Origin of the sequence: Sphaerisporangium album (genome assembly GCF_003323745.1) — a bacterium.
GTDB classification, from domain to species: domain Bacteria; phylum Actinomycetota; class Actinomycetes; order Streptosporangiales; family Streptosporangiaceae; genus Sphaerisporangium; species Sphaerisporangium album.
In genome coordinates this window covers 91,924-118,322 of record NZ_QOIL01000001.1, presented here as the reverse complement: position 1 = coordinate 118,322, position 26,399 = coordinate 91,924, and the positions used below count along the sequence as shown (strand labels likewise).

The window sequence follows — 26,399 nt, the reverse complement described above, 5'->3', positions numbered from 1 at the left end:
AGTCAACGGCGGGTGACCGTCGCCGGGAGGGCGACGAAGCCGTGCACGTTGGGGCCGTAGGTCGGGTTCAGCTGTTCTCGCAGACCGCGCAGTGGGTGAGGCCCTTCGCTTCGGCTTCGGACTGGGACAGCGTGTCCAGGGTGTCCGGGTCGGAGCCCTTGATCAGGGGGCACGCGGAGCTGTGGTAGCGGCGGGTGCCGGGGATGACCTTGACGGTGCGGGAGCGGGCCTCACCCCCGGAGGGTCCGGCCTTCTCCTCACCGGAATCACCGGAATCCTCGGCGTCGCCGGCGTGAGCGGTGGTCTCCTTGCCGGCGGTCTTCCCCGCGGCCTCCTTGGACTCGTCGGCGGCGGGGCGGGGAGCGGGCCTTGCTCCGGACTTGGTCTCGCCGCCGACGGCGCCCGGGGCGGTGGGCTTGGCGTCGGAGCCGGTCTCCGCGCCGGTGCCGGGAGTGGCGGGCTTGCGGGGAGCGGGGGTCGAGGTGGCGGCGACCACGACCACCGGGTCGTCGTCCTCGTCGTCCCGCGTGGGCTTCTTGGGTGCTTCGTCGCCTACGGGAGCCTTGGGGGCGTCGGACGGACGCCTGGAGTCACCCGTGGGGCGGGGTGACGTGGGGGTGGACCCCTCCGGGCGCTTGAACGCCTGGAACGGCGTGGACGCCTCCGGTACCTCCGGCGCCTTGAAGGAGATCAGGGGCTGGGCGGCCTTGGGCGCGGCCGAGGAGGCGGGGCTCTTGGGTTCGGACGCGGAGGCGGCGCTCCTCGGCTCGGACGCGGAGGCGGCGCTCTTGGGTTCGGACGCGGAGGCGGCGCTCTTGGGGTCGGACGCGAGGCTCTTCGGCTCCGGGGTGGAGGCGGGGCGCTCCCCGGACTTTCGCGCGGGCCCGTCGGTGGGCTTGCGCGCGGGCCCGTCGGTCTTCTCTTCGTCGGCCGGTGCCGGGTCGCCGGGGCCGCCGGACGTGGCGGCGTCCTTGCCGGTGCCCGGGCGCAGGGCGGAGGCGGGCAGGGATGGCACGGGCCGGGTCTCGTCGGAGCGGTAGCCACCGGGCTCGGGCTTCGGCGCGGTGCCCGGCCTGTCCTCGCGCGACGGGCCACCCGCGGCCTGCGGCCTGTCCGGGCGCGACGTGGAGCGCGGCTCGGCCGGGGATCTGGACTGGGTGGTGGCGGCCGGCGTGGCGCCGGGGGCCCGCCGTGCGGCGAGGCCGGGGAGGGCCGCCTGGTCCGAAGGTGAGCCGAGGGATTGCCCGGGCAGAGGGTCCGCGGCCTGTTCGAGGGCCGGTTGAGAGGTCTGGCCGGGCGTGGCGCGCGGGATCTGGCCGGTGGTGCGGGGGGCCTGGCCGAGCGCCGGGTGGGCGCCGGTTTCGGCGGAGGAGGCTTTGGCGCCTTCGGGGAAGCAGGTGGTGCAGGCGGAGAAGCCCTCTTCGCGGGCCTCCTCGTAGGTGAGTTCCTCGGTCTCACGCCCGGCGAGCTGGCGGCAGCCGGACAGGTGGAACCGCTTGCGTCCGGGGACGACCAGGACGATCGCGTCGGGAGCGAGCCCGCCTCCCGCGCCCGCGACTGCCGGGACGCCCACCGGCACGGTCGCGGGGAACGTCCGCGGCGAGGGCGACGCTGACCCCGGGTGGGCCACGTGCGTGGCCGCCGGGTGCGTCAGGTGCGGCGCCGCCATCGGGCGGACGACAGGCGAAGAGGCCCCTCGCGGCGGGGCCATGGGGGAGGCCACCGCCCCGGGATGGGCCATCAGGCCACCGGCGACACCGGCTCCGGCCGGGGACATCGGCGGCGTCGCCGCCGGCACGCCACCGGAGGGGAAGAGCTCATGGCGTCGCAGCAGGGCCCCGATCATCAGGAAGACCGCGGACAGCACGCTGACCACGATCGACCACATGACCAGGACCGCTGTTCCGGTCACAACGCCCGCGACCAGGAGGCCGAAGGCGAGGACGACCAGAATGGCGCTGAGGTAGATCACAGGTGCTCCCAGTCACGGGCCGGCGAAGGCTGACCCGTTACTTTAACGGCGATCGTTGTGAGGGCCGTCCACGCCCTGGAAGGCGCCGGAGTGCTGTGCGGACTCGGGACCGAACGGGTTGTTCTGGCCGCCGGGGATCTGCGGCTGACCACCCTGGGGGACGGCGTGGGACATGGCGGGGGCGCCGCCCACCTGTGCGCCCACGATGGGGAACGCGCCGCTGCCCTCGGCCGAGACGTTGAGCTCGGCGAGCTGGTTCTCCAGGTACAGCTTGAGCCTGCTGCGGTACTCACGCTCGAAGCTGCGCAGCTCGTCGACCTTGCGCTCCAGCTCGTCGCGGGTCTGCACCAGCGAGCCCATGGCCTGGCGGTGGCGCTCCTGGGCGTCGCGCTCCAGCGTCTCGGCGCGGGCGCGCGCGTCGCCGATGATCTGCTCGGCCTGGCGGCGGGCCTTGCCGAGGATCTCGTCGGCCTCGCGGCGGGCGCGGGTGACGGTCTCGTCCGCCTCGCGGCGGGCGTCGGCGATGGCCTGGTCGGCGGTCTGCTGCGCGAGGGCGAGCACGCGGGCCGCGGTGTCCATGTTGTCCTCGGCGGGGGGCATCCCCATGCCGACGGGCACCGGCTCGGGCCTGATCGGCTCCGGCGGCTTCATGGGCTCCGGCTGCGGCGGCATCATCATCTCGGGCTTGGGCTCCGCCACGGGGGCCGGCGCCATGCTCATGCCCATGCCACCCGGCACCTTGCCCCGCAGGCACTCGGTCAGCTTCGCGCGAAGCTCCTCGTTCTCCCCGATGAGGCGGTCGAGCTCGGCCTCGACCTCGTCGAGGAAGGCGTCGACTTCCTCCTCGTCGTACCCGGGCCTGAGCCGGGTCGTACTGAACTGCTTGTTCCGCACATCAGCGGGCGTCAGCGGCATTTCGGTCTCCTTGGCGCGCTCGGAGTCTGTCCGGAGGACGGTACCCGATCAAAGCGCGGACACGATTTGGATCATGACCAAGACCACAATGAACAGCACTGTGAAGCTTAGGTCAAAGGCCACCGTACCCAACCGGAGGGGCGGAATGAAACGGCGGAGGAACTTGAGAGGCGGATCGGTGGCCGTGTACGTGGCCTCCGCGAGCACCAGGACCACACCGCGAGGGTGCCAGGAACGGGCGAACGCCTGAACCGTCTCAAAGATCATTCTGCCGATCAGCAGCACGAGATAGATCGACAGGACCGCGACCACGATCTCCTTAACAACTCCCACGGTCGCGACCTGCCTCCGTTCCGCACTGCCTGCCTCGGTCGGGGCGGCCCCGATGGGCCAAGCCTGTCGTGCTGGCCGCGTACGGCCGTGAACTGTTCATGGTGGAACTCTAGCTCTGGTTGAAGAACCCGCGTTCCGCGATTCGGGCCTTGTCCTCGGCGGTCACCTCGACATTGGCTGGGGACAACAGGAACACCTTGTTGGTAACACGTTCAATGCTTCCATGTAGGCCAAAGACCAGACCTGCCGCGAAATCAACAAGCCGCTTCGCGTCGCTGTCGACCATTTCGGTCAAGTTCATGATGACGGGAGTGCCCTCGCGGAAGTGCTCGCCGATCGTGCGCGCCTCGTTGTACGTGCGCGGATGAAGAGTGGTGATCCGCGCCAGATCGGTCGTACGCCGCTCGGCGACCGCGGCCCCCGCCCTGGGTGCCGGGACGGCCGCCTCGACTTCCTCCGGGCCGTCTTGGGGCGTTCCAAGCCCACGCTCGTCGCCCCGCCGCCGGTCGACGTAATCGTCAGGGTAATCATCGTCGTCGGCGTAAGTACCATAATCCGGGTAGCGGTCGTCCTCCACGAGACCGAGGTAGACCGCCATCTTGCGCATCGCGCCGGCCATCGCTACGTCGTCCTCCTGCTCATGGTCGCCGTACCCAGCAACCTAAGGCACCGCTGTCGACCTCTGCTCGGATAGATGGACATCAAGGTCCACTCGGGGGGACATTACCTGACGAAGGGCTTCCGGCGGCCGAGCAACGCCGTACCGACACGCACGTGTGTCGCTCCGTGTGCGATCGCGTCCGCCAGATCGGCGCTCATCCCCGCCGAAATGACCGTGGCGCCCGGATGGTCGCCTCTCAGCGCGGACGAGAGCTCCCGCAGCCGCGCGAACGCGGGGCCGGGATCGGCGCCGAGCGGGGCGACGGCCATGACCCCGCCGAGGACGAGTCCCGGCGCCTCCGCGATCGCGTCCGCCAGCGGCGGTATGCCCGCCGGGGCGACCCCGCCCCTGGCCGGGTCGTCGTCGAGCGCGACCTGGACCAGGCAGACCACCTCACGCCCGGCCTTGACCGCCTCCCGGGAGAGCGCCTCGGCCAGGCGGAGCCGGTCCACCGAGTGGATCACGTGGGCGTAGGAGACCACGGACCTGGCCTTGTTGGTCTGGAGCTGGCCGACGAAGTGCCAGGTCAGCGGCAGCCCGGAGCATTCGGCCGCCTTGGGCGCGGCCTCCTGGTCACGGTTCTCGGCGACGTCGCGGACGCCGAGCTCGGTGAGAATGCCCACATCGGAGGCGGGATAGGTCTTGGTGACCGCCACGAGCGTGACCTCGCGGCGCGCGCGACCGGCGGCCTCGCAGGCCTCGGAGATCCGGCGCTCGACCTCGGCGAGGCCCGCCGCGATCTCGTCGCGTCGCGTCTTCAGGGTGTCGTTCACGTGGGGGTCCGCGTCACTTCGGTCTTCGGGAGCATGCGAGTGGCCGGGACCAGCGTACGGGCTCCGCGCGCGCGGCGCTCCCCGGCGCCCTCGGACGGCCCGCGGCCCGCCGCCCGCGCGGCCGGCACGCGCCGGCGCCCCCGTACGGGGCGGGCGCGTGCCGCCGCTCACTTCAGGAAGTCGGGAACGTCCAGTTCTTCTTCCTGCTCCTCGAAGACCACCGGACGGCGCCGGGCGGGCTCGGAGACGCGGGAGGTGATGGGGGTGGGCGGCTCGGGCGCCGGCCTCGGGATGGACACCGGGCCCTGGTGCTCGGCCTGCGGCGCGGGATCCGCCGCGGCGTCCCGCGCGAACGGGGTCACCGGGGAGGGCGCGGGGTCGGAGGCCGGAGCGGGCTCGGGCACGGGCGTGACCGGCGCCGGGGCGGCCTGGTGCTGCTGGTGCGACGAGTGCGTGGCCGCCGAGGGCTGACCGTGCGACGCGGGCGCGGGGTGCGCGGCCGGCAGGGGACGGACCGGCGCGGGACGCTCGACCCGCGGCTGCTCGGCCCGCTGCGCCGGCGCAGGCGGCGTGGCGGCGCGTCCGGCCGGTGCCGGGGCGGGCTGCGCGGGCGCGGGCGGGCGCGAGGGCGCCTGAGTGCGCGCCATGGGCTGTGCCGCCGGCTTCTCGGGGGCGGGCTCGTCGAACCCGGCCGCGATCACCGTGACGCGGACCTCGTCACCGAGCGCGTCGTCGATCACCGTGCCGAAGATGATGTTGGCGTCGATCGCCGCGGCGTTGGACACGAGCTGGGCCGCCTCGTTGATCTCGAACAGGCCGAGGTCCGACCCGCCGGCGATGGAGAGCAGCACGCCGTGCGCGCCGTCGATGCTGGCCTCCAGCAGGGGGCTGGAGACGGCCATCTCGGCCGCGGCCACCGATCGGTCGTCGCCGCGGGCGTGGCCGATGCCCATGAGCGCCGAACCGGCCCCGGACATGACGGACTTCACGTCCGCGAAGTCGAGGTTGATCAGGCCCGGGGTGGTGATCAGGTCGGTGATGCCCTGGACACCGGACAGCAGGACCTGGTCGGCCGCCTTGAACGCGTCCAGCACGCTGACCTGGCGATCGGAGATCGACAGCAGGCGGTCGTTCGGGATGACGATCAGCGTGTCGACCTCGTCGCGCAGGGTCTCGATGCCGGCCTCGGCCTGCATCGCCCTGCGCCGCCCCTCGAAGCTGAAGGGACGGGTGACCACGCCGATGGTGAGCGCCCCGAGCGAGCGGGCGATGTTCGCCACCACGGGCGCGCCGCCGGTGCCGGTGCCGCCGCCCTCGCCCGCCGTGACGAAGACCATGTCGGCCCCCTTGAGGACCTCCTCGATCTCCTCGCGGTGGTCCTCGGCGGCCTTGCGGCCGACCTCGGGATTGGCTCCCGCGCCGAGACCGCGGGTGAGCTCGCGCCCCACGTCCAGCTTGACGTCGGCGTCACTCATCAGCAGCGCCTGGGCGTCGGTGTTGATGGCGATGAACTCGACGCCCTTGAGTCCCTCCTCGATCATCCGGTTCACGGCGTTCACTCCGCCGCCGCCGATGCCGACGACCTTGATGACCGCGAGGTAGTTCTGCGGTGCTGCCACGACGAGGGGCCTTTCCGCTCGTTTACTTGCATTACGTGAGGCCCGAATCGGTGCCGGACCTTCTTGTTTAACTCTCACCCTCAAGTTGAGATTTAGAGTTATGTCAACCTGAGGAATGATACGGACAGTAGGGTTGCCCATCCCCCAGGGTCAACTCACCGCGCCGCAAGCTCGCCCGGCGTGTTGCCGCCTGTCCCTTTCGCTCCCGCCGGTTCCCGCCCGGCGGCGGGACCTCTCACTTCACCGTCACGACGTCCGGAGAACTCACGTCATAACGGTCGGCGGGGCGTTGCAGCAGCGTGAGCGCGACGCGTGCCTTGTCCCGGGTGCGTTCGGCCCCACCCCACATGATCGTACGGCCGTCGGACAACCGGAGCGAGACATCGTCGGCGGATGTCGCGCGGACGGTGCCCACCAGGCGCGCCAGATCGCCCGGAAGCCCGGCGACCACCTTGAGCGCCGCCATCGTGGCCGGGTCCCCCACGGCGAAGCGGTCGACGTGCAGCGAGGGCAGCCCGAACGGGGCGGAGGCCGTGGTCTCGACCACCACGCCGTGCCGGTCGACCACCGCGGACGCGCCGCCCGAGGGGACGACCGCCACGGGCCTGCGCTCGACCACCCGGACCTTCAGCGTGTCCGGCCAGTTGCGCTCGACGCTCACCGACTCGACGCGGCGCAGCGCGGCGATCCTGCCCCGGACCGCGTCCAGGTCGACCGTGGCCATCGGCAGGCGGTCGGGCACCGCGGCGGCCCGGCGGACCTCCTCGTCGGGGACCACGGCGTTGCCGGAGACCGCGATGTGGCGAACGCCGAGGACGGGCGAGAAGAACACCAGCCACGCCGCCGCCCCCACCACCCCGCACGAGAGCAGTACGGCGAAGGCCGTGCGCCAGGCCCGGCGGCTCACCGCGCGGCGAGCTCTGCGACGATGTGGGGGCCGAGCTCGGTGACGTCACCGGCGCCCATGGTGAGCACGACGTCGCCCGGGCGCGCCCGGTCCGCGACCAGCCCGGGCACCGCGGCGCGGTCCGGCGCGTAGACCACCCGCTCGGCCGGCAGCGGCACCTTGCCCGCCACCAGCGCGCCGGAGACCCCGGGCTCCGGATCCTCGCGGGCGCCGTAGACGTCCAGGACGACGGCCTCGTCGGCCAGCGCGAGCGCCGCGCCGAACTCGTCGGCGAAGAAGCGCGTGCGCGAGTAGAGGTGCGGCTGGAACACCGCGATGACCCGCCCGGAGGGGCCGGAGAACGACGCGACGACGTCGCGCGCGGCGCGCAGGTCGGCGGCGAGCTCGGTCGGGTGGTGGGCGTAGCTGTCGAAGACCGCGACCCCGGCCGCCTCGCCCTTGGCCTCGAAGCGGCGCTTGGCCCCGGTGAACGCGGCGAGACCCTCGCGGAACTCGTCGAACGGAACGCCGAGCTCCTCGGCCACGGCCAGCGCGGCCGTGGCGTTCAGGGCGTTGTGGCGGCCGGGCACCGACAGCCTGACCTCGCGCTCGCCCTGGACGCGGAACGCGACGCCGAAGCCGTCGGGCACGATGCCCTCGACGCGCAGGTCGGCGCCCTCGGACTCGCCGTAAGTGCGCACCCGCAGGCCCCGGGCACGGGCCGGCGACACCAGCGCCGCCGCCCCCGGGTCGTCGGCGCAGAGCACCAGCGTGGAGCCGATGCGCTCGACGAAGCGGGCGAAGCCGTCGTACACGGCCTGCGGGTCGCCGTAGTTGTCCAGGTGGTCGGGCTCGACGTTGGTCACGACGGCGACCTCCGGAGCCAGCATCAGGAACGAGCCGTCGCTCTCGTCGGCCTCGGCCACGAACACGTCGCCCGCGCCCTCGTCGGCGCCGAGGCCGGTCGTGACGAGCTGGCCACCCACGCAGTACGACGGGTCGCGGCCGCACTTCTGCAGGGCGACCGTGAGCATCGAGGTGGTGGTGGTCTTGCCGTGGGTGCCCGCGACGGCGATGCCGGTGCGCCCGACCATCACCGCCGCCAGCGCGGCCGCCCTCGGGATCACGCGCAGCCCCTGGCGCAGCGCCTCGCCGAGCTCGGGATTGGAGTCGCGGATCGCGGTGGACACCACGACGGTGTCGATGTTCTTGATGTGGGACGCGGCGTGGCCGACGTGGACGATGGCGCCGAGGTCGCGCAGCTCGGTGACCATCGCGGAGCTGCGCGCGTCGCTGCCGGAGACCTTCACGCCCCGCTTGAGCAGGATGCGGGCGATGCCCGACATGCCCGCCCCGCCGATGCCGATGAAGTGGACGCGGCCGAGCTCCTCGGCGGCGACCGGGGCGACCAGCTTGACCAGGCTCATCGGCGGCCTCCCGCGGCGACGACGGCGAGGACCTTCTGGGCGAGCACCATGTCGGCGTCCTTGCGGCCCATGCGCGACGCGGCGGCCGACATGGCGACGACCAGCTCGGGGTCGCGCAGGATGGGCAGCACGTTGCGGATGATCCACTCGGTGGTCAGGTCGGCGTTGTCGACCATGATGCCGCCCCCGGCCTCGACGATCGGCGCGGCGTTGAGCCTCTGCTCGCCGTTGCCGTGCGGCAGCGGCACGTACGCGGCGGGCAGGCCCACGGCCGTCAGCTCGGCGCAGGTCATGGCGCCGCTGCGGCACAGCACGAAATCGGCGGCGGCGTAGGCCAGGTCCATGCGGTCGATGTAGGGCAGCACGACGTACTGCGGGTCGCCGGGCGGGGGCTCCTCGATGATCTCGTTCTTGGGGCCCACCACGTGGACGACCTGGACGCCCGCCTGGCGCAGGGCCGGGGCGGCGGCGAGGGCGGCCTCGTTGAGCGCGCGGGCGCCCTGCGAGCCTCCGAACACCAGCAGCGTCGGCCGGTCGCTCTCGAGCCCGAAGTAGGACCGCGCCTTGTCGCCCATGGACAGCCGGTCCAGGGCCACGATGTCGCGCCGCAGCGGGATGCCGACGTACTCGGCGTGCGGCAGCGACGCGTCCGGGTGACCCGTGAAGACGTGTTCGGTGAGCCGGGCGCCGAGCCGGTTGGCGAGCCCGGGCCTCGGGTTGGCCTCGTGCACGACGATCGGCACGCCCCGGCGCCGGGCGCCGAGATAGGCGGGCGTGGCGACGTACCCTCCGAAACCCACCAGCACGTCGGCCTGGACGCGGTCCAGGATGCCGGCGGCGGCGTTGATCGCCCCGGCCAGCCTTCCCGGCACGGTCAGCAGCTGCGGCGTGATCGCGCGCGGCAGCGGGACCGCGGGCACCAGCGCCAGCTCGTACCCCCGCGCGGGGACCAGCCTCGTCTCCAGCCCGCGCTCGGTGCCGAGGCAGGTGACCCCGATGGAGGGGTCGTGCCTGCGCAACGCGTCGGCGAGCGCCAGGGCCGGTTCGATATGGCCGGCGGTACCGCCGCCCGCGAGGACCACCCTCATGTCGGTCCTTTCACTCCACATGCCTCGATGTCGGCCGGAGACGCCCCGGACGGCGTCCCCTCGCCGCCGGACGACCCAGGCCAAGCCAGCTTAGAGCCCGCGCCACCGGGCCGGGGCCACGCGCCGCCAGGGCGGCGGCCGCGCCCGGTTCTCGTTTGGCGAACGACAACAACATGCCAAGCGCGGCCAGCGTGGGCAACAGTGCCGAACCACCGTACGACACCAAAGGCAGCGGAATGCCCGTGATGGGCAACGCGCCGATGACCGCGCCGATGTTGACGATCGCCTGCCCGCCGATCCAGGCGACGGCGGCGGAGGCCGAAAGGCGGATGAACGGGTCCTTCACCCGGGTGGCCACGCGCAGGCCCGCGTACCCGAGCAGCCCGAACAGGGCCACCACGACCAGCGTGCCCATCAGGCCGAGCTCCTCGCCGATGATGGAGAAGATGAAGTCGCTCTCGGCGTGCGGCACCCAGTTCCACTTCTGGCGGCTGCTGCCGAGGCCGAGGCCGAACCAGCCGCCGGACCCCAGGGCGATCTGCCCCTGGGCGGCCTGGTACCCCGAGGTCTCGGCATTGCCCCAGACGTCCAGCCAGCCGGTGATGCGGGCGGAGCGGTAGCCCTCGACGCTGATCATGATGACGGTGGCCACGGCGGCGACGGCCATGATGCCGCCGAACAGCCGCAGCGGCGCGCCGACCACCCACAGCAGGGCCAGGAAGACCAGCATGAGCACCAGCGTGGTGCCGAGGTCGCTTCCCAGCAGGACCAGCACGGCGAGGATCGCGGTGCCGGGCATGAGCGGGATCAGCAGCTGGCGCCACTCGATCAGCCCGCCCTTGGCCTTGCGGGCGAGCAGGTCGGCGCCCCACAGCACCAGGCCGAGCTTGGCGGGCTCGGACGGCTGGATGGTGAGCCCGCCGATGTAGATCCACCGCTGGGCGCCAAGCTCGGACTCGCCGATGAAGATCACCATGATGAGCCCGATGATCGAGATCGCCATGAGAGGGTAGCCGGCGAGGCGGAAGAACCGCTGGGGCAGCCGTGAGCACGCCCACATCACCGGCAGGCCGATGCCGACCGACAGCGACTGCTTGATGAACCAGTAGAACGGGTTGCCGGTCTTCTGCAACGCCTCGACGCTGGAGGCCGACAGCACCATCATCAGCCCGAGCGCCAGCAGCAGCCCGCTGCAGGCGAGCACCAGGTAGTACGACGTCAGGGGGCGGTTCAGCAGCTCGCCGAGGGCCGACAGCCGGTCGCGGCGCCGGCCGTGCGCGCGCGCGGCCCCGGCCCGCGGGTCCGTCGCCACGGTGGTCTCGGTGCCGGTGCCGGCGGTCCCCGTCGTCTCGGTGGTCACGAGCCGGCCATACGGCGCACGGCGCGCGCGAACGCGTCCCCGCGGGCGCCGTAGTCGGCGAACATGTCCAGGGAGGCCCCGGCGGGCGCCAGCAGCACGGTGTCCCCGGGGGAGGCCAGCCGGGCGGCTTCGGTGACGACACGGTCCATGACCCCAGTGTCTTGCCCCTCGACCTCGGTAACGGGAACATTCCCCGCGTGTCGCGTCAGAGCCTCGCGAATTCGCCCCCGGTCGGCGCCGAGGAGCACGGCCCCGCGCAGACGCCCCGCCGCGCGCCGCACGAGGTCGTCGACGTCGGCGCCCTTCAGCAGGCCCCCCGCGACCCACACGATCGAGGGGTAGGCGGCCAGGGACGCGGCGGCGGCGTGCGGGTTGGTGGCCTTGGAGTCGTCCACGTAGTCGACCTCGGCCACGCGCGCGACGTGCGCGACGCGGTGCGGGTCCGGCACGTACCCGAGCAGGCCCTGGCGGACGGCCTCGGCCGGCACCCCGTAGGCGCGGGCCAGCGCCGCCGCGGCCAGGGCGTTGGCGACGTTGTGCGGCGCGAACGGGCGGACGTCGGCCAGCGTCGCGAGCTCCTCGGCGGTCCCGGCGGGGTCGCCGACGAAGGCGCGGTCCACGAGCAGGTCCTCCACGACGCCGAGGCGGCCGCGCGCGGGCACCTCCAGGGTGAACCCCACCGCCCCCGCGTACGGCGCCGCCAGGCGGGCCGTCAGCGGGTCGTCGGCGTTGTAGACGACCACCCCGGCGCGCTCGAAGACGCGGCCCTTGGCGCGGGCGTACTCCTCCATCGACCCGTGCCAGTCGAGGTGGTCCTCGGCGACGTTCAGCACGGCCGCGGCGGCGGGGGCCAGGGTCGAGGACCAGTGGAGCTGGAAGCTGGACAGCTCGACGGCCAGCACGTCGTAGGGCTTCTCGACGGCCTCGACGATGGGCGTGCCGACGTTGCCCACGGCCACGGCGTCGTACCCGGCCGCCACCAGCATCGAGGTCAGCATGCGCACGGCGGTGGTCTTGCCGTTGGTGCCGGTCAGGGCCAGCCAGGGGGCGGCGCCCGGGGGCCGCCGCCGCCAGGCCAGCTCGACCTCGCCGATGACCTCGACGCCCCTGGCCGCGGCCTCCACCAGCAGCGGGTGGCCGGGCCGCCAGCCCGGCGAGGTGACGACCAGCGAGGTCTCCGGCGGCAGCCCGCCGCCGAACCGCACCTCCACGCCGAGGGTGGCCAGCTCGGCCGCCGCGGCGCGCTGCCGCTCGCCGTCCCGTCCCTCGACCACGACGACCTGGTGCCCCGCCCGCGCGAGACTCCGCGCGGCCGCGACCCCCGAGACTCCGAGCCCCGCAATTACGTGCATCGCACTCTCTCCGCCCGGCTCAGGCCTTCGGCATCCATTCGACGTAGAAGAGACCGAGGCCCGCGGCGGCGCACAGGACGGCGATCAGCCAGAAGCGGACGACGATGGTGGTCTCGGCCCAGCCCGCCAGCTCGAAGTGGTGCTGGAGGGGGGCCATGCGGAAGACGCGTTTGCCGGTCATCTTGAAGAAGCCCACCTGGATGATCACCGAGGCGGTGATGATGCAGCACAGGCCCGCGAGGATGAACAGCAGGATCTGCGTGCGGGTGGTGATCGCCAGCCCGGCGAGCACGCCGCCGAGCGCCAGCGAGCCGGTGTCGCCCATGAAGATCTTCGCCGGGGGGGCGTTCCACCACAGGAAGCCGACCAGCGCCCCGAGGACGGCCGCCGCGACCACCGCCAGGTCCAGCGGGTCGCGCACCCAGTAGCAGTTGGGGCCGAGCTGGTTGAGGCAGCTGTTGCGCAGCTGCCAGTTGCCGATGAGCACATAGGCGGCCAGCACCACGCCGGTCGCGCCGCTGGCGAGACCGTCAAGGCCGTCGGTGAGGTTCACCGCGTTCGAGAAGCCCACGATCATGATGAGGACCCAGATCGTGAACACCACGATGCCGATCGACGGCCCGAAGTCGCGCAGGAAGGACACGCGCGTCTCGGCGGGGGTGATCGAGTAGGCGTTGGGGAACCGGACGACCAGCACGGCGAAGACCGCGCCGACGACGAGCTGGCCGAGGGCCTTGGCGCCGCTGCGCAGGCCGAGGCTGCGCTGCTTGTAGATCTTGATGAAGTCGTCGAGGAAGCCGACCGTCGCCAGGCCCGTCATGAGGAAGAGCACGAGCATCGCCGACGCGGTCGGCGGGGTGAAGGTGGCGAGGTGGGAGCAGGCGAAGCCGATCAGCGCGGCGATCACGAAGACGGTGCCGCCCATGGTGGGGGTGCCGCGCTTCTCGTGGTGGCCGGACGGCCCCTCCTCGCGGATGTTCTGGCCGTAGCCCCTGCGGCTGAAGAGCCTGATCGCCAGCGGGGTGCCGAGCATGGACAGGATCAGCGCCACGCCCGCGGCGACGAGGATGTCCCTCATCGGGCCTCACCCCCCGCGCCTTCCTGAGCGCCCTGGGAAGCCTCGGAGGCCCGCAGGAGCGTCTCGGCGACCCGTTCCAGGCCGGCGGCGCGCGGGCCCTTGACCAGGACGACGTCCCCGGGCCGGAGCAGTCCTGCCAGCTCGGCGGCGGCCTCGGCGGGGCCGGGGACGTGGACGGCGGGCGCCCCCTTGGCGCCCGCGAGGACCGGCCAGGGATGCTCCCCCACCACCCACAGCCCGGTCAGCCCGGCCTCGGCGGCGATACGGCCGACCTCCTCGTTGAGCGCGTCGGCGTCGTCGCCGAGCTCGCGCAGGGAGGCGACCACGGCGAACCGGCGGCGGTTCTCGCCGAGCCTGCCGAGGGCCCCGAAGGCGGCGCGCATGGACTCGGGGTTGGCGTTGTAGGCGTCGTTGATCACGGTCACGCCGTCGGGCCGCTCGGTGACCTCCATGCGCCAGCGGCTGCGCGGCTCGGCGCGCGAGAGCTGCTCGGCGATGGTCGCCACGGGCAGGCCCAGCTCGTAGGCGGCCGCGGCGGCGCCCAGGGCGTTCTCGACCGCGTGGGCGCCGTACAGGCGCAGGCGGACGTCGGCGCTGCCGGAGGGGGTGAGGAGCGTGAAGCCCGCCCTGCCGCGCTCGTCCAGCGCCTCGTCCACGGCACGGACCTCCGCCTCGGCCGAGCGGCCGAACCAGCGGACCCGCGCCTGCGTGCGCCCGGCCATGGCGGCGACGTTGGGGTCGTCGGCGTTGAGCACGGCGACGCCGCCCGCGGGCAGCGCCTCGACCAGCTCGCCCTTGGCCCTGGCGATCTGCTCACGCCCGCCGAACACGCCCAGGTGCGCGCTGCCGACGTTCAGCACGACGCCGATCTTCGGCGGGGCGATGCCGGCCAGGTAGGCGATGTGGCCCATCTCGCGGGCGCTCAGCTCCAGCACGAGGAAGCGGGTGTCCTCGTCGGCGCGCAGGACGGTGAGAGGGTGGCCGATCTCGTTGTTGTAGGAGCCGATCGGGGCGACGGTGGGGCCGATCAGCGCGGTGAGGCCGCCCAGAAGGTCCTTGGTGGTGGTCTTGCCCGCCGACCCGGTGATCCCGATGACGGTCGCGCGCGGCAGCTCGGCGACCACCCCGGCCGCGAGCCGCGCCAGCGCGGCGACGACGTCGGCGACGATCACCGACGGCGCGTCCACGGGCCTGCTCGCCAGGACGGCGACCGCGCCGGCCTCGCAGGCCTGGGCGGCGAAGTCGTGCCCGTCCGCCCGCTCTCCTTTGATCGCGGCGAACAGCGAGCCGGGCCCGGCGGCGCGCGAGTCGATCAGAACCGGCCCGCGGACCACGGCGCGGGGATCGGCCATGCCCGTGAGGGCACCCGAGGTCATCTCGGCGATCCTTGCCAGCGGCAACGGGATCATTCGTTATCCCTACTCTCCATACAAGCTTGTTCGTGCCTACGCGGGGGGCCGGCGTCGCGCCCGGGCCGGCGGGCCCGGGACGCCTCGCGCCTCAGCCTCGCACAACGCCCCCGGTCACGTTCGCTCACGTCTGCCGATCGCCTCCGCGACCACCTGCCTGTCGTCGAACGGCAGCACCTCACCGGCGACGTACTGACCCTGCTCGTGGCCCTTGCCCGCCACGACCACCACGTCACCCGGCCGCGCGCGGCCGATCGCGAGGTCGATCGCGCAGGCGCGGTCCGGCTCCATGATCACATGGGCGCGGTCCCGCTCGGGCACGCTCAGGACGCCCTGCAGCATCTCGCCGAGGATGCGCAGCGGGTCCTCCGAGCGGGGGTTGTCGCTCGTGAGGATCGCCACGTCGGCGAGCCGCGCCGCGGCCTCGCCCATCAGCGCGCGCTTGCCCCGGTCGCGGTCGCCGCCGCAGCCGAGGACGATGATCAGGCTGCCCGAGGTCACCTCGCGCAGCGCCCCCAGCACCGACTCGACGGCGCCCGGCTTGTGCGAGTAGTCGACGATCGCCTGGAAGCCGGGAGCGCCCGGCACGCGCTCCATGCGGCCGGGGACGCCGGTGACGGTCCCGACGCCGTGCACGGCCACCTGGAGCGGCACGCCGGCCTCCACGAGGGTGACCAGCGCGCCGAGGGTGTTGGCGACGTTGAACGGGCCGGGCAGCGCCACCGACACGTCGGCCTCGACGCCGCCGGGGCCGATCACGCGGAAGGTGCTGCCGTCGGCGCCCAAGCGGACGTCCCGGGCCACCCAGTCGGCCTCGGCGGCGCCCGCGGCGGAGAACGTCGTGACCGGGATCTTGGACAGCCCCACGAGCTCGCGGCCGTGCGGGTCGTCGATGTTGACGACACCGGCGCGCGCCAGCTCGGGCGTGAACAGCCGGACCTTGGTCATGAAGTAGTCGTCGAGGTCGCGGTGGAAGTCCAGGTGGTCCTGGGACAGGTTCGTGAACAGCGCGACGTCGTAGTGCGCGCCGTCCACCCGCCCGAGGGCCAGGGCGTGGCTGGACACCTCCATGGCCGCCGCCGTGACGCCCTGCTCGCGCATGAGCGCGAACAGGGCCTGCAGGTCGCTCGCCTCGGGGGTCGTCAGCGTGGGCGTGAAGCGCAGGTCGCCGACCTGGATCTCGACGCCGCCGACCAGGCCGGTGCGGTGCCCGGCGGCCCGCAGCCCGCCCTCCAGCAGGTAGGTGGTGGTCGACTTGCCGCTGGTGCCGGTGACGCCGAGCAGCAGCAGCCCCTCGGCGGGGCGCTCGTACACCCACGCGGCGACCCGGCCGAGCACCGCCCGGGGGTCGGGGACGACGAGCACGGGCAGGCCGGAGGCGACGGCGTCGCGCTCGCCCGCGCGGTCGGTCAGGACCGCGGCGGCCCCGGCCTCGGCGGCGGCGCGGGCGAAGGCGGCGCCGTGGACGCTGGCGCCGGGCAGCGCGACGTACAGGTCGCCCTGCCGCACCTGGCGGGAGTCGATGGTGATGCCGGTGACGGCGGCGAGCGGCGCTCGCGGGCCGGCCGAGGGCGCGCCGAGCATGGCCGCCAGCCCTGAGAGGGGGCGGACCTGACCGGCCGCGGGACGCATGGACGGGGGACGCACGGGCGTGAGCGTACCTTCCCCGTCACCCGTCGGTGCTCAAGCGCACCGACGGGGCGGTCGTGCCGGTAGGCGGGATCTTGCGGGTCTTCAACGCGAACGTCATGACTTCCTTGAACACGGGCGCGGCGATTTCCCCGCCGAAATGGCCCTTCTCGGGCGCCTGTACGACGGCCAGGGCCACCAGACGCGGCGCGTCGGCGGGAGTGAACCCCACAAAGGTAGCGGTATAACCGCAATACCCTCGGCAGTTCTCGTCGTATCGCATCGCGGTCCCGGTTTTACCCGCCACCCGGTATCCCTTGATGGCCGCCAGCGACCCGGTGCTGCCGTCGGCGTTCACCGCGGCCTCCAGCATCCGCGAGATGTCGCCGGCCGTGCGCCGGCTGATCACGCGGGTCCGCTTGCCGGGGCTCGCCGGGACCAGCCTGTCGTGCTGGTCGACGGTGCCCGCGACGATCTGCGGGGTGATCCGCACCCCGCCGTTGGCGATCGTCTGGTAGACGCTGGCCATCTGCAGGGCCGTCACCGACACGCCCTGCCCGAAGGCGATCGTGCAGCGCTGGCTGCCCGACCAGGTCTCGCGCCTGGGCAGCAGCCCGGCCTCCTCGCCGTAGAAGCCGCCGCCGGTCTTGGCGCCGAAGCCGAAGTTCCTCAGCATGTTGTACAACGCCTGGTCGCCGACCCTCTCGGCGGCCATCAAGGTCCCGACGTTGCTGGACTCGGCGATGATGCCGGTGAAGGTCAGGTGCTCGGGGCCGTGCGGGTGGGCGTCGCTGAGCAGCCGGTCGGCGCACTGGTACTTGTCCTTGACCTCGAACACCGTCTCGGGCCGCACCGCCCCGGCCTCCAGGGCGGCGGCGGCCGTGATGACCTTGTTGGTGCTGCCGGGCTCGAAGATCTCCGACACCGACCGGTTGCCCAGGTCGGCGGGCGGCAGGGACTCCCACTTGTTCAGGTTCACCTCGGGCGCGTTGGCCATGGCGAGCACCTGGCCGGTGCGCACGTCCATGACGATGACGCTGCCGCTGCGGGCCCCGGACTCCTTGACCTGCCGGGCGATCGCCTGCTGCGCGGCCCACTGGACGTCGCGGTCGATGGTCAGCCGCACGCCGCGCCCGGCGATCGGCTCCACCCGCGTGCTGCGGGTCATGGGGATGCGCTGGCCGGCGGCGCCCATCTCGATCGTCTGGCGGCCGTCCTTGCCGCCGAGGAGCTTGTCGTAGGTCTGCTCGATGCCGGTCAGCCCGCCGCCCTCGTCGCCGACGAAGCCCACCACGCCGCCGGCCAGGTCGTCCCCGGGGTAGAGCCGCTGGTACTGCGGGACCGCGGACAGGCCGGGGATCTTCTTGCCGCCGATCTTCAGTTCCAGGACGGCCTTGGCGACGCCGATCGGGACGTCGCGGGCGAGCAGCGTGTAACGGATCCTGGCGAGGGCCAGCTTGGCGGCGATGTCCTCCTTGGGGACGCCGAGGTAGGGCGCGAGGAGGGCGGCGACCTGCTCGCGCTGCTCGGCCGGCACCTTGGACGGGTCCGCGACGATATTGCGGGCCTCGACGGTGACGGCGAGCTCGTGGCCGTTGACGTCGGTGATGGACCCGCGGCGGGCGGGCAGCGGCTCCGGCCGCACTCTGTTCGAGGCGGCCTTGGCCTGGAACACCTTGGAGTCGAGCCCCTGGAGCTGGACGAGCCGCCCGGCGTACAGCGACAGCACGACGGCCATGCCCATCAGGGCGAAGTTGATGCGCCGTGCCGGGTTGCCGAGGCGCAGCGGCGCCATGGGACGCGGCGCCCACGAACGCCAGGGCGCCTGGCTCCACGGCCCCTGCGGGCCGCCGGGCGGGACGCGCCTCGGCCCCTCGCCACCCGGACCCCTGCGACGCGGATCGCCGTCCGGCCCCCGGCGGCGAGGCTCGCCGCCGGGGCCGCCGCGCGGAGGCTCGCCCGGGGGGCGGCGCGGGCCCTGGCCGAGCACGCGGCGCGGCGACGGAACCGTGGCCTCGGCGTTCCCGGAGCCCGTCGTGCCGGGCCGCGCGGGACGCCTGCCCTCACCGGGTCCCTGACGGCCGTCGTCCTCGGGACGGCCGGATCCACCGGAGCGTCCCTGCCCGCCCTGGCCGCCGGAACGCCCCTGGCCCCCCTGACGTGCCGGGCCGCCGGGGCCACCCTGCGCGCCCGGGCGGCCGCCGCCGTCCTGGCGGCCGGACCGCCCTGGGCGGCCGTCGCCCTCGAGCCGCCCCGTGTCGTCGGGACGCCCGGGACCGCCCGGCGAGCCGCGCCCGGGACCGCCCCGGCTCCCCCCGGAGCCACCGCGGCCACCGCGCCCGGCCCCGGACCCGCCGGGACCGCCGCGCCCCGGTCCCGGGGGGCGGCCGCCGCCTTCTCTCACGGAACCGCGACCCCCGCCCGCGACGGCTGCGCGCCGGGGACGGTCAAGATCTCGGGCGCGCTGGTGTCCGGCTTGACGCCGCCTTTCCGGGCGTTGTCGGCGATCGTCCCGGGCTGAGAGCCGGTCAGGAACTTCTTGTACAGGTCCTGCTTCTGGTCGTGCAGCTCACGGGTGCTCTCGCGCAGGTCCTGCACGCGGAAGGAGTCCTGCGTGAGCACGGTGTTGAGCAGCAGCAGCGACACCAGGCCGCCGCAGAGCAGCCCGACGACGAGCAGCACGAACGGAGCGCGCGGCGCGTGACGCGCGGCGGACGGACGGCGCGCGGCGGGCGCGGCGCCGACGGCCGGCACGGGACCGGTGGCGGGCGCGGGACGGGTGGCACGTCCCGGGCGCGCCGGAGCGGGCCTACGCGGGACGCGGCCCGGCCGCGGCGGCGCGGCCACGCCCCCGGCGGCGCGCGGCCCGCGCACGGGCCTCTCGCCGACCGCGGTCGCCGTGGTGCCGCCGGTAGTGGTGTACTCCTCGTCAATGCTCATTCCGGCTCCCGGATTCTCTCTGCGGCCCGCAATCTGGCCGAGGCCGCGCGCGGGTTGCGCGCGAGCTCGTCCTCGTCTGGAACCTCCGCCCCTCTGGTCACCGAGCGGAATCTCGGCTGGTGGGCCGGCAGGGGGACGGGCAGCCCCGGAGGGCTGGTGTCCTTGACCCGCTCGGCGATGATGTGCTTGCTCAGGCGGTCCTCCAGCGAGTGGTACGACAGCACGACCACCCGCCCTCCGACCACCAGCGCGTCGAGCGCCTGCGGGAGCGCCCGCTCGAAGGCGGTCAGCTCCCCGTTCACCTCGATGCGCAGTGCCTGGAACGTTCTCTTCGCGGGGTTGCCCCCGGTGCGACGGGTCGCGGCGGGGATCGCCTCTCGGACGATCTCGGCCAGCCGCTTGGTCGACGCGATGGGCTCGGCCGCCCGCTCCCTGGCGATGAGACGCGCGACGCGGGACGCGAAGCGCTCCTCGCCGTAGTCGCGCAGGATGCGGGTCAGCTCCCCCTCGGAGTAGGTGTTGACCACGACGTGGGCGGTGAGCTCCTGCTCGGTGTCCATGCGCATGTCGAGCGGGGCGTCGTAGGAGTACGCGAACCCGCGCCCGGCCTCGTCGAGCTGCGGGGAGGAGACGCCGAGGTCGAACAGCACCCCGTTCACCCGCGTACGGCCCTCGCGCGCCAGCACCTCGGCGAGCTCGTCGGAGACGGCCCGCACCAGCGTGGTGCGGGCGGCGTAGGGCGCGAGGCGCTCGGTGGACCGCTCGACGGCGACGGGGTCCCGGTCGATGCCGATGAGGTGAAGGTCCGGGTGCGCGGCGAGGAGGGCCTCGGCGTGCCCGCCCAGGCCCAGGTTGGCGTCGACCAGCACGGCGCCGGGCGCGTCCAGCGCCGGAGCCAGCAGTTCGAGCACACGGCGGAGCATCACCGGCACGTGACCGCCCGGCTCGCCGTGATTCCCGACATGCATGATCAAACCCCCTCTGCCGCCATGGGTGTGTCCAAGAACCCCGTGGACGCGCCCCTGCTCGCGGATGTGCGGCCTTGCCGTCTTCTCGCCGGAGGATTCACCCACCCCGGTAACGGCTCGCCCGGCCAGGTCCCCATCCGCGTCCCCAGTCGACGCGCCGCCATCTGACACCGGGGAAGGTGCATCAGCTGACGGCCGCGCCGTGGTGCCCGGGACCTGCCCTGCACCTCGGGAGCGGGTGGAGACCTCGCCGAACGACGTCTTTCACCGACGAGTCGACCGTTGTCATAGGACCCCTGGCAGCACCTCCTCCGACAGCTCGGAGAACGCCTGCTCTTGGGCGGCCAGGTAGGTCTCCCAGGCCGCGGCGTCCCAGATCTCCAGCCGGGTGTTGGCGCCGATGACGGCGCAGTCCCGGCGAAGGCCCGCGTACTCGCGCAGGCTCTGGGGAATGGTGATCCGCCCCTGCTTGTCGGGCGTCTCGTCGGAAGCACTGGCGAAGAAGACACGACTGTAATCGCGGACGGCCTTGGCTGTCACAGGCGCGGTACGCAGCGCCTCGGTGATGCGCTGGAACTCCTCCACGGGAAACACGTAGAGGCACCGCTCCTGGCCCTTGGTGATCACAAGACCCTCCGCCAGCTCCTCACGGTACTTCGCCGGCAGGAACAGTCGTCCTTTCTCGTCCAGACGCGGGTGATGAGTGCCGAGGAACACCGGCCTCACCTCCCGTGCCACATGGAACGACCGGCGCCATGGCCCCAGCCCCTCCACTGCGCACCACCATACTCCACTTCTCCCCACCGTCAACTGATCCAAACAAGTCCTGGACGCCGATCGGTCGACGTTTCCGCAGCTCAGAAGGGGTGGAGCGCAGTGGAGGGCACTGAGCCCGCGCACGCGCGCACGGCGTGTCGGAATCGTCCCCTTGACACCCCTCCGGCGCGGCCGGCGCCGTCACCGCCGGGGATCGGGGAGCGGGACGGCCCGAGGTGGGGGAATGTGGGGGGCGGGCGTGCTCCGGCCCGCGCGATTGTCACGGGATTCGGACACCGGCGGGACGGCAACGCGACCCCCGGTCAGAACACTTGGGGCAGTTCACCCGGGAATATGGCGGAAAGTCGCCCGGGAACCCGCAGCATCATAGTGTCGGTACGCAGAATGAAGAAGGAATCGCAAAGCCCCCGCAATACCATCCCGCGTGGGCTGCCGCACCCTCATGGAGGCCCGGTGGGAATAACCCACGATGTCGGACAGGAGCTGGGAGGTCTGGTCGCGACCGCGCACCGGATCGGCGAGGCGATCGAGTCGGTGATCGAGGGCAAGCGCGACGTCGTCCGCCTCACCCTAACCGTGCTGCTGGCGGAGGGGCACCTGCTGATCGAGGACGTGCCCGGCGTCGGCAAGACGATGCTGGCCAAGGCCCTCGCCCGGTCGATCGACTGCCCGGTGCGCCGCGTCCAGTTCACCCCCGACCTGCTTCCCAGCGACATCACGGGCGTGAGCGCCTTCAACCAGCAGACCCGGGAGTTCGAGTTCAAGCCCGGTCCCGTCTTCGCCAACATCGTCGTGGGTGACGAGATCAACCGCGCGTCCCCCAAGACCCAGTCGGCCCTGCTGGAGTGCATGGAGGAGCACCAGGTCACCGTGGACGGCACGACCTACCGCCTCGACACCCCCTTCATGGTCATCGCGACCCAGAACCCCATCGAGATGGAGGGCACCTACCCCCTCCCCGAGGCGCAGCGCGACCGCTTCACGGCGCGGATCGCCATGGGCTACCCCGAGCCCGCCGCCGAGCTGGAGATGCTGGACGTCCACGGCGCGTCCTCCCCGCTCGACAAGCTGGAGCCCGTCGCCACGACCGCCGAGGTGCGGGCGCTGATCGACGCGGTCCGGGCCGTGTACGTCTCCCAGCCCATCAAGAAGTACGCCATCGACATGGTGACCGCCACCCGCCGGTCCCCCGACCTGCGGCTCGGCGCGTCCCCGCGCGCCACCCTCCACCTGGTGCGGGCGGCCCGCGCGCACGCCGCCCTGGCGGGCCGCGACTACGTCATCCCCGACGACCTGCAGGACCTCGCCGTCCCCGTGCTCGCCCACCGCCTCCTGCCGAGCCTGGAGGCGCAGGGCCAGCGCCGGCGTCCCGAGCAGGTCATTGCCGACCTCGTCCGCCGCGTCCCCGTGCCCGAGAGCCGGGAAGGGGGGGCCGACGGCGCGGGACCGGCGCGGTGATCGCCGGTCTCAGGGCGCTCACCTCGCGCGGCCGCTCGTTCCTCGCCTCCGGCGTGGCGGCGCTGCTGTGCGCCGTCGCGCTCGGGGAGCACGACCTGCTGCGGGTGAGCATCCTCATCATCGCCCTGCCCCTGCTCGCGGCGATGGTGGTGGCGCGCACCCGCTACCGGCTGAGCTGCGCAAGAAGGCTGTACCCCGGCAGGGTCGCGGTCGGCACCGACAGCACCGTGACGCTGCGGCTGGAGAACGTCACCCGGCTGCCCACCGGCCTGCTGCTGGTGGAGGACACCGTCCCCTACGCCGTCGGCACCCGCCCCCGGTTCGTGCTGGACCGGGTGGAGTCGCGCGGCGTCCGGGAGATCGACTACAAGGTGCGCTCGGACCTGCGCGGCCGGTTCCCGATCGGCCCGCTGTCGGTGCGCATCGCCGACCCGTTCGGGCTGGTCGAGCTGACCCGCGCGTTCGCGGCCACCGACACGCTGATGGTGGTGCCGGAGGTCGTGCCGCTCCCCCAGGTGCGCCTGTCGGGCGAGTGGACCGGCGGCGGCGACAGCCGTACCGCCAGCGTGGCCGCGGCCGGGGACGACGACGTCGGCCCGCGCGAGTACCGCCAGGGCGACGACCTGCGGCGGGTCCACTGGCGCTCCACCGCCCGCTACGGCGAGCTGATGGTGCGCCGCGAGGAGCAGCAGTGGCAGAGCAGGGGCGCCCTGCTGCTGGACACCCGCAGGCACGCCCACCGCGGCGAGGGCCCGAGGTCGTCGTTCGAGGTGGCGGTCTCGGCCGCCGCGTCGATCGGGGTGCACCTGGCCCGGGACGGGCTCGGCCTGCGGCTGGTCACCGACCAGGGCGCCCAGCCCCTCGCCGACGCCGGAGCCGGCCAGGGCCTGCTGGACGCGCTGGCGGTCGTGCGCCAGAGCACCGCGCGCTCGCTGGAGTCGGGCGTATCGGCGCTGCGCCAGGGCGGCGGGGACGGGCTCATCGTCGCCGTCCTCGGTGACCTGGACGCCGAGGAGGCGCGCGCGCTGGCCCGCCTGCGCCACGGCGGCGTCACCGGCGTGGCCGTGATGCTGGACGTGCGGAGCTGGCAGCAGACCCCGGCGCACCACACGGAGGAGAACGAGGCGTACGAGCTGGCGCGGGCCGTGCTCGCCGGCTCGGGGTGGCGGGTCGTGCGGCTGCCCGCGGGCACCTCGCCGGCCGCCGTCTGGCAGGAGGCCGCCCAGAACAGCCGGTTCGCCGGGGCGGACGGCACGATCACGTCAGGAGACGCGGCATGAGACTCCCGATCATGGCGGGGCTGGCCACGGCCGCGGTGGCGCTGACCCTGTACCCGCTGTTCCGCGAGGGCGCGTGGTTCTGGACGGGGATGGGGGCGGTCCTCGTGGTCGCCGTCGTCTCCGTCCTGACGACGCGCCCCGGGGTGCCGCGCTGGCTCGGCCCGCCGCTCGAACTCGTCGGGCTGGGCCTCTACCTCGCCGTGGTCTTCGCCCCCGAGGCCGCCTGGGGGTGGCTGGTCCCGACCACCGACACCCTGGTCGCGCTGGCGGGCCTGCTCGGCGAGGGGTTCGCCGACATCCAGCGGTACGCCGCGCCCGTGCCGTCCAACCCGGGCATCACCCTGCTCACCGCGGGCGGCGTCGGCCTCATCGCCGTGCTGGTGGACCTGCTGGCCGTCCGCCTGCGCCGCGCCGCGCTCGCGGGCCTGCCGCTGCTGGCCCTGTTCACCGTGCCGGCGGCGGTGATGACCGACCCGCTGGGGTGGCCGGCGTTCATCCTGGGCGCGCTCGGGTTCGTGGGGCTGCTCGCGGCCGACGGGCGCGAGCGTCTCAGCACCTGGGGACGCGCCGTCCTCGTGCGCCGGACGCGCGGCGCGGGCACGGCGGGCGCCTCCGGGCGTGGCGAGAACACGCCGATCTCGCTGTCGGGCAAGCGCATCGGCGTCGCGGCCATCGCCCTGGCCGTCGGGCTGCCCGCCCTCGTGCCCACCCTCGCGCCGAACCCGCTGTTCGGGTTCGGGGTGGGCTCGGGCAACGGCGAGGGCGGCAACACGATCACGATCCCCGACCCGATCGCGAGCCTGCGCGGCCAGCTCACGCGCAACGGCAACGACACCGTCCTGACCTACGGCAACAGCGACAACGTCCCCCGCTACCTGCGGATGTACTCGCTGGACACCTTCGACGGCGACCGGTGGACGATGTCGCAGCCGAAGGGCCGCCCGCAGAACAGCGTGGCGGAGGGCCCGCTGCCGCCGCCGCCCGGCCTGTCCCCCGACGTCCCGGTGAAGGAGGTCACCACCCGGCTCCAGGTGAGCGACGCGGTGGAGAACCTCAGCTTCCTGCCGCTGCCCTACCCGGCGAACACGGTGCGGGTGGACGGCGACTGGCGCGCCGACGAGACGACGCTCATGGTCTTCTCCACGCACGACACCGCCGGCGGGCAGGACTACGAGGTCGGCCAGCGCGAGCCCACGCCGACCCCCGAGCTGCTGGGCGAGCTCAGGGGCGACCCCGTGGAGGACGTGGCGGCGCGCTACCTCGACCTGCCCGCCGACCTGCCCCCGCAGATCCGGTTCCTGAGCGAGCGGCTCGTCTCCGGCACCGACACCCCGTACCAGGCGGCGGTCAAGCTCCAGAACTGGTTCACCTCGTCGGGCGGGTTCACCTACAGCCTGCAGACGCAGGGCAACGGCAGCCAGGCGCTGCTGGAGTTCCTGAGCAACAAGACCGGCTACTGCGAGCAGTTCGCCGCCGCCATGGCGGTGATGGCCCGCACGCTGCGGATCCCCGCCCGGGTGGCGATCGGCTACACCGGCGGCACGTTCCTGGACGGGGTCTGGCGAGTGCGCACGCACGACCTGCACGCCTGGCCAGAGCTGTACTTCCAGGGCGTGGGGTGGCTGCGCTTCGAGCCGACCCCGTCGGGCGGTCTCGGCCAGGCCACGGCCCAGGTCCCGGACTACTCGCGCCCGCCCGTGGAGGTCACCGGCACGCAGGGCCCGAGCGCGGGGCCGACGCCCGGGCCGGACTCGACCGGCCTGTCCGACCCCCTCAACCCCTCGCGAGCCCCCCGCGACCCCGACGCGAACCTGCCGAGCACCCCGGTCGTCGTCGACACCGGGACGCCCGTGGCCGCCAAGATCGGCATCGGCCTGCTGGTCCTGCTGCTCATCGGGCTGGTCCCCGCCCTCGGGCGCGTGGTGGCGCGCCACCGGCGCGGCCGGGTCTGGGCGCACGCGGTCCCGGCCGAGGTCACGGACGCGCGGGCGGGCTCGGCCGAGGTCACCGCGGTCCGCCTTGGGCGGGCGGTGCACGGCACGTGGCGCGAGCTGATCGACACGCTGCACGACCTGGGGCTGGGCCACGAGCTCAGCGAGACGCCCCGCGCGCTGGCGCGGCGCCTGGTCGAACGGCACGAGCTGGACGCCGAGGCCGCGGCGGCGGTCACCCGGATCGCCTGGGCCGAAGAGCGGCTGCGGTACGCGCGCACGCCGGGCGAGATCCCCTCGCTGAAGGGCGACCTGCGGGTCGCGCGCCGGGCGCTGCGGGCCGTGGTGTCCCGGGGACGGCGGCTGCGGGCCACGCTGCTGCCCGCCTCGACGCTGCTGAGGCTGCGGCGGGCGGGCGAGAGCATGCTGGACGGGTTCGACCGGCTGGAGAACATCCGGCTGTGGCCGCGCCGCGACCGGGCGGAGGGGCCCGCGGAGCCCGCAGAGGAGCCCCGCGTGCTCACGGGGTCGCGCCGCTGAGGC

The 26,399-nt window shown here is 73.5% G+C and carries 21 protein-coding genes; 3 read left to right on the top strand and 18 right to left on the bottom strand.

Annotation, left to right across the window (positions count from 1 at the left end; translation table 11 throughout):
- Positions 1-67: 67 nt before the first annotated feature.
- The 18 genes from DQ384_RS43510 to mraZ all read right to left on the bottom strand — a co-directional run bounded on the left by DQ384_RS43510 (position 68) and on the right by mraZ (position 21,127).
- Positions 68-1,972, bottom strand: coding sequence for a hypothetical protein (locus DQ384_RS43510; RefSeq protein ID WP_114026634.1), 1,905 nt, complete (start codon positions 1,970-1,972; stop codon positions 68-70).
- Positions 1,973-2,014: 42 nt separating this feature from the next.
- Positions 2,015-2,887 (bottom strand): DivIVA domain-containing protein, encoded by an 873-nt coding sequence (locus tag DQ384_RS00485; protein WP_114026633.1) that lies wholly within the window; start codon positions 2,885-2,887, stop codon positions 2,015-2,017.
- 48 nt (positions 2,888-2,935) lie between these two features.
- Positions 2,936-3,220, bottom strand: coding sequence for a YggT family protein (locus DQ384_RS00480; protein WP_114026632.1), 285 nt, complete (start codon positions 3,218-3,220; stop codon positions 2,936-2,938).
- A 109-nt stretch (positions 3,221-3,329) separates the two neighbouring features.
- Complete coding sequence (locus DQ384_RS00475) at positions 3,330-3,839, bottom strand: cell division protein SepF (RefSeq protein WP_114026631.1); 510 nt, start codon at positions 3,837-3,839, stop codon at positions 3,330-3,332.
- A 104-nt stretch (positions 3,840-3,943) separates the two neighbouring features.
- A complete protein-coding gene (locus tag DQ384_RS00470; protein ID WP_220182708.1) occupies positions 3,944-4,654 on the bottom strand; it encodes a YggS family pyridoxal phosphate-dependent enzyme in 711 nt (236 codons plus the stop codon).
- 167 nt (positions 4,655-4,821) lie between these two features.
- Positions 4,822-6,273, bottom strand: coding sequence for a cell division protein FtsZ (gene ftsZ / locus DQ384_RS00465; protein WP_114026630.1), 1,452 nt, complete (start codon positions 6,271-6,273; stop codon positions 4,822-4,824).
- Positions 6,274-6,508: 235 nt separating this feature from the next.
- A complete protein-coding gene (locus tag DQ384_RS00460; RefSeq protein WP_114026629.1) occupies positions 6,509-7,180 on the bottom strand; it encodes a cell division protein FtsQ/DivIB in 672 nt (223 codons plus the stop codon).
- Positions 7,177-8,586, bottom strand: a complete 1,410-nt coding sequence (murC, locus tag DQ384_RS00455; RefSeq protein WP_114026628.1) for a UDP-N-acetylmuramate--L-alanine ligase — start codon at positions 8,584-8,586, stop codon at positions 7,177-7,179. Before murC ends, DQ384_RS00460 begins: the two co-directional genes overlap by 4 nt.
- Positions 8,583-9,674 carry an undecaprenyldiphospho-muramoylpentapeptide beta-N-acetylglucosaminyltransferase gene (gene murG / locus DQ384_RS00450; protein ID WP_114026627.1) on the bottom strand — a complete coding sequence of 364 codons (1,092 nt, stop codon included), beginning with the start codon at positions 9,672-9,674 and terminating at the stop codon, positions 8,583-8,585. The genes murC and murG overlap by 4 nt, the downstream gene beginning before the upstream one ends.
- 10 nt (positions 9,675-9,684) lie before the next feature.
- On the bottom strand, positions 9,685-11,034 hold the full coding sequence (gene ftsW, locus DQ384_RS00445; RefSeq protein WP_342769346.1) for a putative lipid II flippase FtsW: 1,350 nt from the start codon (positions 11,032-11,034) through the stop codon (positions 9,685-9,687).
- Positions 11,031-12,386, bottom strand: a complete 1,356-nt coding sequence (gene murD, locus DQ384_RS00440) for a UDP-N-acetylmuramoyl-L-alanine--D-glutamate ligase (protein ID WP_114026626.1) — start codon at positions 12,384-12,386, stop codon at positions 11,031-11,033. Before murD ends, ftsW begins: the two co-directional genes overlap by 4 nt.
- 19 nt (positions 12,387-12,405) lie before the next feature.
- On the bottom strand, positions 12,406-13,464 hold the full coding sequence (gene mraY / locus DQ384_RS00435; RefSeq protein ID WP_114026625.1) for a phospho-N-acetylmuramoyl-pentapeptide-transferase: 1,059 nt from the start codon (positions 13,462-13,464) through the stop codon (positions 12,406-12,408).
- Positions 13,461-14,873 (bottom strand): UDP-N-acetylmuramoyl-tripeptide--D-alanyl-D-alanine ligase, encoded by a 1,413-nt coding sequence (locus tag DQ384_RS00430; RefSeq protein ID WP_114026624.1) that lies wholly within the window; start codon positions 14,871-14,873, stop codon positions 13,461-13,463. The genes mraY and DQ384_RS00430 overlap by 4 nt, the downstream gene beginning before the upstream one ends.
- Before the next feature lie 114 nt (positions 14,874-14,987).
- The gene (locus DQ384_RS00425; RefSeq protein ID WP_114026623.1) at positions 14,988-16,505 is read right to left on the bottom strand and encodes a UDP-N-acetylmuramoyl-L-alanyl-D-glutamate--2,6-diaminopimelate ligase; all 1,518 of its coding nucleotides are present in this window, start codon (positions 16,503-16,505) and stop codon (positions 14,988-14,990) included.
- Between the two features lie 37 nt (positions 16,506-16,542).
- Entirely contained in the window at positions 16,543-18,297 is a 1,755-nt protein-coding gene (locus DQ384_RS00420; protein ID WP_114026622.1) for a peptidoglycan D,D-transpeptidase FtsI family protein, read from the bottom strand.
- Between the two features lie 605 nt (positions 18,298-18,902).
- Positions 18,903-19,442, bottom strand: a complete 540-nt coding sequence (gene ftsL / locus DQ384_RS00410; RefSeq protein WP_114026620.1) for a cell division protein FtsL — start codon at positions 19,440-19,442, stop codon at positions 18,903-18,905.
- Positions 19,439-20,410 carry a 16S rRNA (cytosine(1402)-N(4))-methyltransferase RsmH gene (rsmH, locus tag DQ384_RS00405; RefSeq protein WP_114027013.1) on the bottom strand — a complete coding sequence of 324 codons (972 nt, stop codon included), beginning with the start codon at positions 20,408-20,410 and terminating at the stop codon, positions 19,439-19,441. The genes ftsL and rsmH overlap by 4 nt, the downstream gene beginning before the upstream one ends.
- A 285-nt stretch (positions 20,411-20,695) precedes the next feature.
- Complete coding sequence (mraZ, locus tag DQ384_RS00400; RefSeq protein ID WP_114027012.1) at positions 20,696-21,127, bottom strand: division/cell wall cluster transcriptional repressor MraZ; 432 nt, start codon at positions 21,125-21,127, stop codon at positions 20,696-20,698.
- A gap of 444 nt (positions 21,128-21,571) precedes the next feature.
- On the opposite strand from mraZ, the gene DQ384_RS00395 reads away from it, so the two are divergent.
- The 3 genes from DQ384_RS00395 to DQ384_RS00385 are packed head-to-tail and all read left to right on the top strand — an operon-like array spanning position 21,572 to position 26,396.
- Positions 21,572-22,645, top strand: coding sequence for an AAA family ATPase (locus DQ384_RS00395; protein ID WP_425451408.1), 1,074 nt, complete (start codon positions 21,572-21,574; stop codon positions 22,643-22,645).
- Positions 22,642-23,925 (top strand): DUF58 domain-containing protein, encoded by a 1,284-nt coding sequence (locus DQ384_RS00390; protein ID WP_114026619.1) that lies wholly within the window; start codon positions 22,642-22,644, stop codon positions 23,923-23,925. The genes DQ384_RS00395 and DQ384_RS00390 overlap by 4 nt, the downstream gene beginning before the upstream one ends.
- Entirely contained in the window at positions 23,922-26,396 is a 2,475-nt protein-coding gene (locus tag DQ384_RS00385) for a transglutaminase TgpA family protein (RefSeq protein WP_114026618.1), read from the top strand. The genes DQ384_RS00390 and DQ384_RS00385 overlap by 4 nt, the downstream gene beginning before the upstream one ends.
- Positions 26,397-26,399: the final 3 nt, after the last annotated feature.

What these genes read in the sequence shown, in the direction of transcription:
- DQ384_RS00420 (WP_114026622.1), bottom strand. Translation starts at nt 18,297, where the DNA reads ATGGCGCCGCTGCGCCTCGGCAACCCGGCACGGCGCATCAACTTCGCC.
- ftsL (WP_114026620.1), bottom strand. Translation starts at nt 19,442, where the DNA reads ATGAGCATTGACGAGGAGTACACCACTACCGGCGGCACCACGGCGACC.
- DQ384_RS00485 (WP_114026633.1), bottom strand. Translation starts at nt 2,887, where the DNA reads ATGCCGCTGACGCCCGCTGATGTGCGGAACAAGCAGTTCAGTACGACC.
- murG (WP_114026627.1), bottom strand. Translation starts at nt 9,674, where the DNA reads ATGAGGGTGGTCCTCGCGGGCGGCGGTACCGCCGGCCATATCGAACCG.
- rsmH (WP_114027013.1), bottom strand. Translation starts at nt 20,410, where the DNA reads ATGCATGTCGGGAATCACGGCGAGCCGGGCGGTCACGTGCCGGTGATG.
- DQ384_RS00425 (WP_114026623.1), bottom strand. Translation starts at nt 16,505, where the DNA reads ATGCGTCCCGCGGCCGGTCAGGTCCGCCCCCTCTCAGGGCTGGCGGCC.
- mraY (WP_114026625.1), bottom strand. Translation starts at nt 13,464, where the DNA reads ATGAGGGACATCCTCGTCGCCGCGGGCGTGGCGCTGATCCTGTCCATG.
- murC (WP_114026628.1), bottom strand. Translation starts at nt 8,586, where the DNA reads ATGAGCCTGGTCAAGCTGGTCGCCCCGGTCGCCGCCGAGGAGCTCGGC.
- murD (WP_114026626.1), bottom strand. Translation starts at nt 12,386, where the DNA reads ATGCACGTAATTGCGGGGCTCGGAGTCTCGGGGGTCGCGGCCGCGCGG.
- DQ384_RS00385 (WP_114026618.1), top strand. Translation starts at nt 23,922, where the DNA reads ATGAGACTCCCGATCATGGCGGGGCTGGCCACGGCCGCGGTGGCGCTG.
- DQ384_RS00395 (WP_425451408.1), top strand. Translation starts at nt 21,572, where the DNA reads ATGAAGAAGGAATCGCAAAGCCCCCGCAATACCATCCCGCGTGGGCTG.
- DQ384_RS00475 (WP_114026631.1), bottom strand. Translation starts at nt 3,839, where the DNA reads ATGGCCGGCGCGATGCGCAAGATGGCGGTCTACCTCGGTCTCGTGGAG.
- DQ384_RS00430 (WP_114026624.1), bottom strand. Translation starts at nt 14,873, where the DNA reads ATGATCCCGTTGCCGCTGGCAAGGATCGCCGAGATGACCTCGGGTGCC.